Here is an 11,346-nt window from a genome sequence, read left to right as displayed (position 1 = left end):
ATTTGTTATTACCTGATCGTATGAAAAGGAAGTTGCGAACCCAAAAAGGACGGGCAAAATATGCCTTGCGAAAACAAACAGTTGAGCCTGTTTTTGGCCAAATTAAGGAAGCCCGGGGTTTTCGAAGATTTCTTCTCCGCGGGCTCGACTTGGTGCGCGGAGAATGGGTCCTTCTATGCCTTACGCACAACATTTTGAAGCTATTTGGAAATAAAAAGAAGTTGGCTTGGTAAATAGTTAAAGGGGCACCTCATTCTGCTTAAAATTTTTATATAAATTCATATGAATTTGTTTTAAGGCCCCTAACCACAGTTTTTTAAAGTATCAATTCTTAGACAGGCTGCTATAGACAGGGGATTTGCCCCTTTACGCTCCTTTATGGTCCAGCAAACCCGGGAAAAGGACCTGGCCTTGTTTATAAATATTGCAGATAAGGAAAAACCGCAAAACCAGGAGGAGTTATCCGCCGACGTTTTGATACCCGCCTTTGTGATAAGTGAGCTTAAAACTGCGTTTCAGATCGGCTTTATGATTTATGTACCTTTTCTGGTGATCGATATGGTGGTGGCCAGTACCCTGATGTCCATGGGCATGTTTATGCTGCCGCCGGTGATGATATCCCTACCCTTTAAAATATTACTTTTTGTAATGGTGGATGGGTGGTATCTGGTGGTTAAAACGCTGGTGGAAAGCTTTTAACAGGGAGGGAAGCAGGTGTCTGAAACTTTCATTGTTGAGCTGGTCCGGGATGCCCTTTTGATGGTATGCATCGTGTCCTTGCCTCCGCTGGCCGTTTCCCTGATCGTAGGATTGGTGATCAGTATTTTGCAGGCCACCACCCAGGTGCAGGAACAGTCCCTCACCTTTGTGCCGAAAATAATTGCCGTGTTTATAACCCTGGCCGTCATGGCACCGTGGATCATGCGTGTCATGATGAGTTTTACCACCCGTGTTTACAACAGGATTCCCGATTTGCTAAGGTAAGGGGTTTATACATTGCTGGATATTAATCAACTGGCGCTTTTTTTTCTTGTGCTGGCCAGACTGTCCGCTTTCTTTGTGGCGGGACCGCTGTTTTCACTGGGCAATATCCCCGGGTTGGTTAAGATAGGCCTGTCCTTTACCATGGCGGTGGTTATTTATCCCACCATGGCTACCGGTACTGAGGTATACCCTTCGGACGGGTGGCAGTATATTTTTGCCCTGGTACGGGAGGTAATGGTGGGACTGGCCCTGGGCTATACGGCTACTCTGGTGCTAAGTGCGCTCATTTATGCCGGTAGCTTGATTGATATGCAGATTGGTTTCTTTATGAGTTTGATATTTGATCCGCTGGCCGGGGCCACGGCGGGTATTGTATCCCGTTTCTTGCATATGACGGGGCTGGCCGTGCTCCTAGCCGTTGATGGTCACCACATGATTATTTCGGCGTTAACCCGTAGTTTTTCCGTAGTGCCGGTTAACACCGCTCAGGTAAGCGGCGACGTGGCCATGTTTTTAATAAAAGTCTTTGCCCAGATGATTACCCTGGGGGTACAAATTGCGGCCCCGCTGGTTGCTGTTATGCTGGTGGTGGATATAACCCTGGGACTGTTAGCCCGGACCGCGCCCCAGATTAATGTATTTATGCTGGGCTTCCCCATTAAGATTATCTTTGGTATGGTCACGCTCAGTGTGATGGTGCCCGTGCTGGTGCGTATAATTTATTCACTGTGCACAGTTATCGGGCGGGACATGGGTATCTTGTTGAAAGGAATAACTTGATGGCGGACAATAATTCTGCGCAGCAAAAAACCGAAGCGCCATCGCCGCGAAGGCTGAGGGAAGCGCGGGAAAAGGGACAGGTGCCCAAGAGCCGGGACTTGAGTGCGGCTATTATTTTACTGGCTGCCCTTTTTGCAATTGCCTTCATGGAGGATGGCATCATTTACTCCATGCAGCGGCTGCTGCTGGAACATTTTGAGACCGGTGTGAACATTCATTTGCCGGCAGAAAACCTGCCCTACTACATGATTGGTTTTTTGGCACGTGTAAGTATGGTTTTCATGCCCCTGTTTGTTATTATTCTTATTGCAGCCGTTGCCGCCAATGTTTTGCAGGTGGGCGTTCTCTTTGCCCCCCGGGTGCTGCAACCAAAGTTTGAAAGGCTTAACCCCGTGGAGGGTTTTAAGCGGATTTTCAGCCTGCGAAGCTTATTTGAGCTGGTTAAAAATGTACTGAAAATAATTATCGTTGCCGCCACTGTTTACTGGGTGGTTAAGGCGCGATTATCCGAATTATTGCTTATACATTTTAAAACCCCGGCCCAGTTGCTGGAATTGATTGCCTCCATATTATTATTGACTGCCTTTGCCGGAGCGGGTGCCTTTTTGGTGGTATCATTTTTTGATATGATGTTCCAGCGCTATGAACATATCAAAAACTTGCGTATGACCAAACAGGAAGTTAAGGATGAACTGAAACAAACCGAAGGGGATCCTTTGGTTAAATCCTGGCTGCGTCGCAGGCAGCGGGAAATCCTGGCCAATGCCATCCGCCAGGAGGTACCCAGGGCTACGGTGGTTATCACCAACCCGGTTCACGTGTCCGTGGCCATCCGGTATGATGAAAAAGAAACCGGTGCACCGGTGGTTGTTGCCAAAGGTGCGGGCGATCTGGCTCAAGCCATTAAGAACTTAGCCAGGCAAAATAACGTTCCCGTGGTGGAGAACCCGCCGGTGGCCCGGGCATTGTACCAAAACGTGGGTATCGGTAGTGAAATTCCCGTGGAATTATACCAGGCCATTGCTGAGATAATTGCCATGGTCTACCGGCTAAAGGGCAAAGCCGGGTAAAGTTTACAAGCCCAGGACAGTACTATAGAACTTTGATTTGGGGGATACAAAGTGACTACCTTTTCCCAGGCGGGTTACGGCCAATTGTTTAAAAAAAATACTGACCTTATTATAGCGGCCGCTATTCTGGGTATAGTGCTGTTGATTATTATCCCTCTGCCGCCTCTGGCACTGGATTTGTTTCTAACCATCAGCATTACCCTGGCCCTGGTGATTATCATGATTACCATGTTTACCACCGAGCCGCTGCAGTTTTCTATTTTTCCCACTCTACTGCTGGTTACAACCCTTTACAGGTTGGCATTGAATATCTCCTCCACCCGGTTGATTTTAAGTGAGGCGCAAGCCGGCAATATCATCAAGGGTTTTGGTGAATTTGTGGTGGGCGGCGACTACGTGGTGGGGGCCATTGTATTTATTATTATTACAGTAATTCAGTTCGTGGTGATTACCAACGGTGCGGGCCGGGTGTCCGAAGTAACGGCGCGTTTTACCCTGGATGCCATGCCCGGCAAGCAGATGAGTATTGATGCGGATTTTAACAGCGGGTTGATTGGTGAAGATGAGGCCCGGGAACGCCGCCGCAAGCTGCAGCGGGAAGCTGATTTTTTCGGGGCCATGGACGGTGCCAGCAAGTTCGTACGGGGTGATGCCATAGCCGGTATTGTCATCATCATTATTAATATCATCGGTGGCATAACCATCGGGGTGCTGCAAAAGGGCATGGATGTAATGACTTCGGTGCAGACCTATACCATTTTGACCATTGGCGACGGTCTGGTTTCCCAGATTCCGGCTTTGCTTATTTCCACCGCTTCCGGTATTTTAATCACCAGAGCCACCGCCGATGCCAGTTTTGGTACCGATCTGGCCCGGCAGTTTATAAATTTTCCCAAAATAATGTTTATTGTGGCGGGAATTTTATTTGCCATCGGCTTGATTCCGGCCATGCCGGGATTGGTATTTTTTGCACTGGCCGGTGCCCTTGCATTTCTGGGGTATTCATTGCTTAACGCGCAAAAACGCGAGGAATTATTGGTGCAGGAGCAGGATGCCCAAAAGCGGGTACAGGAAAAACGGGAACCGGAAAATGTACTGCAGTTGTTGGAAACCGATCCACTGCAAATTGAAATTGGTTACAACCTCATACCGTTGACCGACGATAGAGCAGGGGGGGATTTACTGCAAAGGCTTACTGCAGTACGCCGCCAGTTGGCAGCTGAAATGGGACTTTATGTGCGCCCTATACGTATCAGGGACAACCTGCAGTTACCACCCAACCGGTATATTTTCAGAATACATGGTGAAGAAATTGATGGCGGAGAATTAATGCCTGGCTACTATTTGGCCCTTAATCCCACAGGCCAGGAGATCAACGTGGCGGGTATAGCCACCACTGAGCCCACCTTCGGGTTGCCGGCCTGGTGGGTGACCGGTGAGCAAAAGGAACAGGTGGAATTGGCGGGTTTTACCGTGGTGGATTCTCCCACTGTGCTGGTTACTCATCTAACGGAGTTCATTAAAAAGTATGCCCACGAACTGATCGGGCGCCAGGATACCCGGGAACTAATCGACGTAGTGAGGGAGAAAAACCCGGCGGTGGTGGAGGATTTGGTGCCGGAACCCATGTCGGTGGGTGAAGTGCAGAAGGTACTGCAAAACCTGCTAAAGGAAAATGTACCCATTAAAGATATTATCACCATATTAGAAGCCCTGGGGGACGGCGTGCGCATGAACAAAGATTTGGATTTTTTAATCGAACACGTGCGCCAGGCCCTTGCCCGCAGTATTTGCCGCAGCCTGCTTAATGCTGAAAACAAACTCCAGGTGATTACTCTGCATCCGAAAATAGAAAAAATGATGACCGATGCAATACAGCCAACGCAAATGGGATCCTACCCTGTGCTGGAACCCCGGTTGGCCCGCCAGGTGCTGGAGAGTATAGCTAAAACAGTGGACAATGCTCTGGGTAAAGGGTATTCGCCGGTGCTGTTATGTTCACCGCGGCTGCGCCTGCCACTACGGCGTTTTATCGTCCGGCAGATGCCCGGAACAGCGGTTTTATCAATGAATGAAATAATTCCGGAAATAGAAATCGAGGCAGTGGGGACGGTGGTAATGGATGAAAATTAAAAAAGTAGTTGCCGCCGATATGCAGCAGGCACTGCAGCAAATACGCCGGGAGTTGGGGGAAGATGCAGTGATTGTTAGCACTGCCAAAGAGCCGATAAGAAGTATTCGGCAGTTATTTGGCCCCCGCCGGATCGAGGTTACCGCGGCGGTGGATGATCATGAGTTTAACGTACCGGTGCAACAAAAGATTGAAGCACCGGCACCTCCTTTGCTTTTAGAGTCACCGGTACCTGCCGGACGGGATGAAAACGCAAAGTCCGTTGTTGAACCGGAAACGCCGGCGCGTATTATACCGGGTAAGTTAGTACCGGCCCGGTTACCGGAGCCGATTATGGAAATCTCGGAAAAAAGTCAAAATAACTGGTTTAATATTGTTTTGCAACAGGAATTGAACAAAGGGGGTGGTAAAATGGATAGCGGATTGCCTGGCAAGTGGAAAAAGTTGTTACAGCGTGCTGAGATAAACGAAGTTATAATTGAAAAATTATTAAAGGATATGCCATCAAATATTGAACAGGACGATAGCTTATCCGAGGAAATATTCAGGGCACATTTAAAGAAAAGAATCATTGACCTGGTCAAGATCGCATATGCCAGTAAAAGTGCGGCCCGCATTCATTCATTCATCGGCCCCACCGGAGTAGGCAAGACTTTGACCCTGGCCAAGCTGGCCACGAAATACAAAGTGGTGGAGAAGAAACGGATTGGTTTGATAACCGTTTATAACCACCGTTTTGGCATAACGGAAAAGCTGAATTATTATGGTAAAATTATAGATGTACCAGTGGACGTGGTTATGACTCCCGGAGAGTTGACCCGGGCAGTGGAAAAACATAGCGATAAGGATATCGTTTTTATTGATACCGAAGGGCGCCCCTCCATGAACCGGAGCCAGGTGCTGGAACTACACACCTTTATGGGTGCGGTGAAAGAAACCCAAAGCATTCACCTGGTTTTAAGTGCCCCTACTAAAAACCGTGATCTAATCAGAATTGCCAATGACTTTTTGCCCATTGGTTATGATAAAATAATTTTTACAAAATTGGATGAAACAGATACATACGGTTCCATGCTGAATGTTTCTTGTGATACAGGTTTGCCGGTAGGTTATGTAACCAGGGGACAAAATGTGCCTGATGATATTGAACATATGACACCCAAGCGTTTTGCAGATATTATAATTGGGGGCCTGGTAACCGATGAGGATTATCAATCGTAATACCCTCAAACAAAGGCCATCAGAGATTGTTAGCCCCCATGATTCAATCCCCGCCCAGGGACCGAGAGTGATAACTATCACCAGCGGCAAAGGCGGGGTTGGTAAAACAAACCTTGCAGTTAACCTGTCCATAGCGCTGGCCGGTGAGGGGCAGCGGGTAATACTGTTCGATGCCGATCTGGGGATGGCCAATGTGGAAGTGTTGCTGGGTATGACGCCGGCACTGACCTTATACGATCACTTATTCAAAAACATACCCATCTCAGACATATTGTTGCCCGGGCCGGGCGGTATTAAAATTATTTCCGGCGGGGCGGGCTTTTTGGAGTTGGCCAATCTTTCCACCAAGCAACGTACCAAATTATTAAATGGTATTGAGATACTAAATAGCATGGCCGATTTTGTAATGATTGACACCGGGGCCGGTATTTCCAAGGATGTGTTGGCTTTTTGTGCTGCGGCGGACGAGATGCAAATGGTTATTACCCCGGAACCTACATCACTGACCGATGCTTATAGTTTGATTAAGGTGATGGACAGGTTTAAATTACATAAAGAAGTTGGCCTTGTTATTAACCAAGCGCGCAGCAACGTTGAATCCTCCGAGCCCGTGCACCGGTTGATTAACCTGGCGGACAGGTATTTAACCATCAGACTCAAGCATCTTGGCAGCATCCCGTGGGATCAATCAGTGGTCCGGGCAGTTAAAAATCAAACCCCTTTTTATTTAGCTAAACCACAATCCAGTGCCTCAGCAGCTGTGAAAAGGATTGCCACTGTCATGTTGAATAAGAGCAAACCGGTGGATGCTGAGGGCGGGCTGCGCGGTTTTATCAGCAAGTTGACAAGGCTTTTTAAATAGCTGGGAGGCGGTTTTTTGGCTGAAGAATTTGATATACATGTTCGTCAAAAAATACAGGTGCTCAAACCGGGCACTAATGAATGGTTTAATTCCAGTATTCAGGATATAAAACAAAATGTGATCAGTATATCCTGGCCTTATTTACAGGAGCGCCCGCTGGTTTTATGCAAGGGAGATACGGTGCAGGTACGGCTGGCCGCTGAACGAGCCGCGTATTATTTCAATACCACGGTAATCGGTGAAACAAAAGATAATATAAATCTATACCAACTGGCTTATCCCAGGGAAGTGGAAAGGATTCAAAAAAGATCGCACGTGCGGCTGCCTGTGGTGCTGGATGTTAAATATGCGGTGCTTCAAGATGATAAAAAACCCCTCAAATTTATTGATGCTTCTGTTGTCGATTTAAGTGGTGGTGGCATGAAGCTGGCCGTGCGGGAGGAAATTAAGGAAAACACCAGGTTAATGTTAAATTTTATTTTGCCCTTCCGGGGCAAGCCGGAATTGGTAAAACTGGAGGCCATAGTTATCCGCAACCAGTTGGTTGACCAGGTAAGGTTGATTTACCACCTGGGGGTGAAATTTGTAGATATTAGCTTTCACCAGCAAGATATGATAGTACGCTTTATTTTTGAAAGAATGGCCCAGCAAAAACGCCTGCGTTAAAACGGGGTGATGATATGGGCAGTGCTGACATCTGGGCACGCTATAGCAAAACCGGGGATCAATCCCTGAAAGATGAACTGGTTCTCAAACACCTGGGGCTGGTCAAATACCTTGCCGGGCGGTTGATGGTAAACGCGCCGCCGGGCATAACCCGGGAGGACCTGGAAGGATACGGAGTTATTGGGTTACTGGATGCCATTGACAAGTTTAATGTCAAGATGGGCACAGAGTTTAAAAATTATGCATATACCAGAATACGCGGTGCCATACTGGATGAAATCAGGAAGCAAAGCTGGGTGCCCCGGAGTAAATGGCAGAAGTTACATCAATATAACAAATTAAAGGAGCGTTACTGGCAAAACGGAGAAATGCCCGATGAAAGAATATTAGCCGGGGAAATGGGTGTGGATGCCGTCAGGCTGAGGCAGTTGGCGGCCGAATACAGCAGTGCTTTTATTATTTCCCTTGAGGACGGTGTTGGTACAGATGGAGAGGGTGTACTGGCGGACACCATTAAAGACGAGAATAGTCCCGATCCACTGGATATCATTGCTTTGCAGGATGAAAAGCAAACACTGGCTCAAGCAATTCGCGATCTGCCCGAAAGGGATCGGTTGGTGCTTGCCCTTTATTACCAGGAGGAACTAACTTTAAAAGAAATAGGCAGTGTGTTGGAGGTGACCGAATCGCGGGTTTGCCAGCTGCACTCCAAAGCGTTACGGAAGCTAAAAGCAAAACTTACCGGTGAGGAGAAAGGAGCCAGGTAAATGATCAGGGGCATATATTCCGCAGTTTCGGGTATGAACTTGCAAATGGCCGTAGTTGATACCGCTTCGGGTAACCTGAATAATGCTAACTTGCCCGGATACAAGAAAGACTGGGTGGAAGCCAAACCTTTTCTGGAATTGGTTCAGCTAAGTTCCCGCCAGCGTGATGCATTGACTGATGCATTGACGGGGTTGAGCATGCACAAACCGCTGGGTATCACAAACCAGGGGGCGCAAATAGAGCGGGTATTCACTGACTTTGCTCCGGGTGACCCCCGGGAAACCGGCAAGAAAACTGATTTTGCACTGCAGGGACCCGGTTTTTTCACCCTGGTCAACCCTGCAAATGATGATGAAGTTTTTTACACCCGCAACGGTAGCTTCAGCCTGGACCAGGCGGGATATCTGGTTAACGATAACGGGTTTAGGGTTATGGGACAAAACGGCCCCGTTCAGGTGACCGACGTAAACTCTTTAATGGTTGATGAATATGGGAACGTAATGGAAAATGATGATACAACCGGAGTGCTTAATATAGTTACATTTGATAACCTGCTGGAGTTGGTGGGTGTAGGCAATAATTTGTACCAGGCTCCGGAACAGGAGGCGCGGGTTGTGGAAAATCCCGGTTTGAGACAGGGCTTTCTGGAGGCGGCAAATGTCGATGCAGTAAAGGAAATAACCGATATTATTGCTGCTACCCGGGCTTATGAAACAGGGCAGCGGATTATCCAGGCCCAGGATGGCTTTTTGGATACGGCCATTAACAAAGTGGGTGTATTGAGATGATATTTAACTGGTTTGGAGGGTAGCTATGCTAAAAATTATTGGCGATAACAAAGTGGGCTTTTTGTCTCAAATGCGCAAGTTGGACGTAACTGGTAATAATATTATTAATTCCAACACTCCGGGATTTAAAAGGCAGTCGGTTAGTTTTATAGATTTTCTAAGCGGTCATCCTTTGCATGATGATGGGACGGTGCGGGATCTCAGGGGAAGCGGCAACGTCATTGCCCTTACGGATCGCCATTTTGGTCAAGGTAATATGGTTTATACCGGGCGCCAACTGGATTTGGCCATTAACGGGAACGGTTTTTTCAGGCTTACCCGGGAGGATGGTTCTGTATGTTATACCAGGGACGGTAGTTTTCAAGTTGACGCCGGTGGCCGGGTCATTAGTAAACAGGGCTACTTATTACTGGCGGAGTCGCTGCCCGATAATTACAGTAATATTAAAATTAATGAGAAAGGTATGCTATCCTGTAAGGATGAGAACGGCGATACTGTAGAGATAGGCCAAATTGAGCTGGCCTTTTTCACACATCCTACCGAACTTGAACCGTTGGGAGATAATCTATACCAGGCCACTGACGCTGCAGGGGAAGAGTTGTTACTGGTGCCCGGGGAGGAAGAGGCTGGAGTTATTATACAGGGTCAACTGGAAGGATCCAATGTTGATCTGGTCACGGAAATGAATAATTTAATCGTGGCCCAGCGTTCCACCCAGTTCAACAGTAAAATTATACAAACCGCAGATCAACTTTGGAATATTGCCAATAACTTGCAAAAGTAAACAGATGCGGGTGATGTAATGCAATTTGCAAAAAAACAGGAAGATATCCATGTTGGCATAGGGGAATACAAATTGGCCAGAAGTCCGGGGCGCCTTGTAACACTTGGCTTGGGATCCTGTGTGGGGGTAACCCTGTGGGATCCCGTAACTAAAATAGGTGGACTATTACATATTATGCTCCCTAATAGTAAGGATTTTTCCAAAATAAACAAAAAGGAAAAATACGCCGACCTGGGCATACCATTAATGGTATTGGACCTGGTGAAAAACGGTGCCAGCCAAAGCAGGTTGAAAGCCAAACTGGTGGGTGGTGCACAGATGTTTTCAGGTGTGGATAAAAAACGATTATTTAATATTGGTGAGAGGAATATTGAAATGTCGCGTAAAATATTAAAGCAGATGTCCATACATATAGTCAGCGAGGATGTGGGCGGTAACAAAGGGCGGACTATGTATTTGAACCTGGAAAACGGGGAAGTGCAGGTTAAAACTTTAGGCAAGAGCATCAAGGTGATTTAAATGGAATTTAACGATTTTAAGGCCAGGGTAATGTCCGCTTTTCGCCTGGACCTGAATAGTTACAAGGAAAAACAATTGAAGCGCCGGTTGGATTCCTATTTGGTTAAACTGAATCTAAAAAATTACGGCGAACTGTTTAATCAAATGGTTAAGGAACGGGAAACTTACGAAAAATTTTTGGATTACCTGACCATTAATGTGTCCGAATTTTTCAGGGATCCCCTGCGATTCGACGATTTGCAAAAAAAATATTTACCCGCTTTGTATAACGGCCATAACCAGGTAAAAATCTGGAGTGCGGCTTGCTCCAATGGTTCGGAGCCATACTCGGTTGCTATAATCCTTGAAGAAATGGGTCTTTCCGGTCGTAGCAAAATAGAGGCCACCGATATCGACCGGCAAATATTAAAAAAAGCGATGGAGGCCAATTACAGCAAAGATAGCGTGAAAAACGTCAGCCAGGACAGATTAAAGCGTTATTTTATCCCGCAGGGTAATTTATATGCTTTGAAGGATGTTATTAAAAGGCAGGTTTCCTTTCGTTATCACAATTTGCTGGATAATGACTACAGAGGTGTTTACGACTTAATCCTGTGTCGCAATGTGACCATTTATTTCACCAGGGAGGCCCAGGATGAAATATACAAAAAGTTCCATCGTGCTCTTAATCCCGGAGGGGTTCTTTTCATTGGCGGGAGTGAGATGATTTTTAACTATAAAGAACTGGGTTATGAAAAATTATCACCGTGTTTTTACAAAAAAATAACCTAGTA

Annotated in this window: 13 protein-coding genes and 1 pseudogene; all 14 read left to right on the top strand. The window is 46.9% G+C overall.

The features are described 5' to 3' along the window. On the top strand, positions 1 to 233 hold a 233-nt coding region (locus LX24_RS06245; RefSeq protein WP_166511275.1), incomplete at its 5' end, for a transposase. A gap of 103 nt (positions 234 to 336) precedes the next feature. After that, a pseudogene (locus LX24_RS06240) lies at positions 337 to 699 on the top strand (flagellar type III secretion system pore protein FliP); the annotation flags it as partial. A gap of 15 nt (positions 700 to 714) precedes the next feature. Continuing rightward, positions 715 to 984 carry a flagellar biosynthesis protein FliQ gene (gene fliQ, locus LX24_RS06235; protein ID WP_166511274.1) on the top strand — a complete coding sequence of 90 codons (270 nt, stop codon included), beginning with the start codon at positions 715 to 717 and terminating at the stop codon, positions 982 to 984. A 12-nt stretch (positions 985 to 996) separates the two neighbouring features. Further along, positions 997 to 1,764, top strand: a complete 768-nt coding sequence (gene fliR / locus LX24_RS06230) for a flagellar biosynthetic protein FliR (RefSeq protein ID WP_166511273.1) — start codon at positions 997 to 999, stop codon at positions 1,762 to 1,764. Continuing rightward, positions 1,764 to 2,834 (top strand): flagellar biosynthesis protein FlhB, encoded by a 1,071-nt coding sequence (gene flhB, locus LX24_RS06225; protein ID WP_166511272.1) that lies wholly within the window; start codon positions 1,764 to 1,766, stop codon positions 2,832 to 2,834. Before fliR ends, flhB begins: the two co-directional genes overlap by 1 nt. Positions 2,835 to 2,885: 51 nt before the next feature. After that, positions 2,886 to 4,967: a flagellar biosynthesis protein FlhA gene (gene flhA / locus LX24_RS06220; protein ID WP_207706542.1), complete on the top strand. Its 2,082-nt coding sequence runs from the start codon at positions 2,886 to 2,888 to the stop codon at positions 4,965 to 4,967. Further along, positions 4,957 to 6,186: a flagellar biosynthesis GTPase FlhF gene (gene flhF, locus LX24_RS06215; protein ID WP_166511271.1), complete on the top strand. Its 1,230-nt coding sequence runs from the start codon at positions 4,957 to 4,959 to the stop codon at positions 6,184 to 6,186. The genes flhA and flhF overlap by 11 nt, the downstream gene beginning before the upstream one ends. After that, a complete protein-coding gene (locus tag LX24_RS06210; protein ID WP_166511270.1) occupies positions 6,167 to 7,048 on the top strand; it encodes a MinD/ParA family protein in 882 nt (293 codons plus the stop codon). The genes flhF and LX24_RS06210 overlap by 20 nt, the downstream gene beginning before the upstream one ends. 15 nt (positions 7,049 to 7,063) lie before the next feature. Next, positions 7,064 to 7,714, top strand: a complete 651-nt coding sequence (locus LX24_RS06205; RefSeq protein WP_166511269.1) for a flagellar brake protein — start codon at positions 7,064 to 7,066, stop codon at positions 7,712 to 7,714. 14 nt (positions 7,715 to 7,728) lie between these two features. Then, entirely contained in the window at positions 7,729 to 8,481 is a 753-nt protein-coding gene (locus LX24_RS06200; protein ID WP_166511268.1) for a sigma-70 family RNA polymerase sigma factor, read from the top strand. After that, a complete protein-coding gene (locus tag LX24_RS06195; protein WP_166511267.1) occupies positions 8,482 to 9,270 on the top strand; it encodes a flagellar hook-basal body protein in 789 nt (262 codons plus the stop codon). 25 nt (positions 9,271 to 9,295) lie between these two features. Next, positions 9,296 to 10,054 carry a flagellar hook-basal body protein gene (locus LX24_RS06190; RefSeq protein ID WP_166511266.1) on the top strand — a complete coding sequence of 253 codons (759 nt, stop codon included), beginning with the start codon at positions 9,296 to 9,298 and terminating at the stop codon, positions 10,052 to 10,054. An 18-nt stretch (positions 10,055 to 10,072) separates the two neighbouring features. Beyond that, positions 10,073 to 10,573, top strand: coding sequence for a chemotaxis protein CheD (locus tag LX24_RS06185; protein WP_166511265.1), 501 nt, complete (start codon positions 10,073 to 10,075; stop codon positions 10,571 to 10,573). After that, on the top strand, positions 10,574 to 11,344 hold the full coding sequence (locus LX24_RS06180; protein WP_166511264.1) for a CheR family methyltransferase: 771 nt from the start codon (positions 10,574 to 10,576) through the stop codon (positions 11,342 to 11,344). Positions 11,345 to 11,346: the final 2 nt, after the last annotated feature.

It is taken from the genome of Desulfallas thermosapovorans DSM 6562 (assembly GCF_008124625.1).
Lineage (GTDB): Bacteria > Bacillota > Desulfotomaculia > Desulfotomaculales > Desulfallaceae > Sporotomaculum > Sporotomaculum thermosapovorans.
Note: the sequence above shows the minus strand (reverse complement) of the source record. Positions and strands in the feature narration are given on the sequence as shown.

Coding starts and splice junctions, on each gene's coding strand:
- LX24_RS06200 (WP_166511268.1), top strand. CDS start 7,729: ATGGGCAGTGCTGACATCTGGGCACGCTATAGCAAAACCGGGGATCAA.
- flhB (WP_166511272.1), top strand. CDS start 1,764: ATGGCGGACAATAATTCTGCGCAGCAAAAAACCGAAGCGCCATCGCCG.
- LX24_RS06180 (WP_166511264.1), top strand. CDS start 10,574: ATGGAATTTAACGATTTTAAGGCCAGGGTAATGTCCGCTTTTCGCCTG.
- flhF (WP_166511271.1), top strand. CDS start 4,957: ATGAAAATTAAAAAAGTAGTTGCCGCCGATATGCAGCAGGCACTGCAG.
- LX24_RS06210 (WP_166511270.1), top strand. CDS start 6,167: ATGAGGATTATCAATCGTAATACCCTCAAACAAAGGCCATCAGAGATT.
- LX24_RS06190 (WP_166511266.1), top strand. CDS start 9,296: ATGCTAAAAATTATTGGCGATAACAAAGTGGGCTTTTTGTCTCAAATG.
- LX24_RS06185 (WP_166511265.1), top strand. CDS start 10,073: ATGCAATTTGCAAAAAAACAGGAAGATATCCATGTTGGCATAGGGGAA.
- LX24_RS06195 (WP_166511267.1), top strand. CDS start 8,482: ATGATCAGGGGCATATATTCCGCAGTTTCGGGTATGAACTTGCAAATG.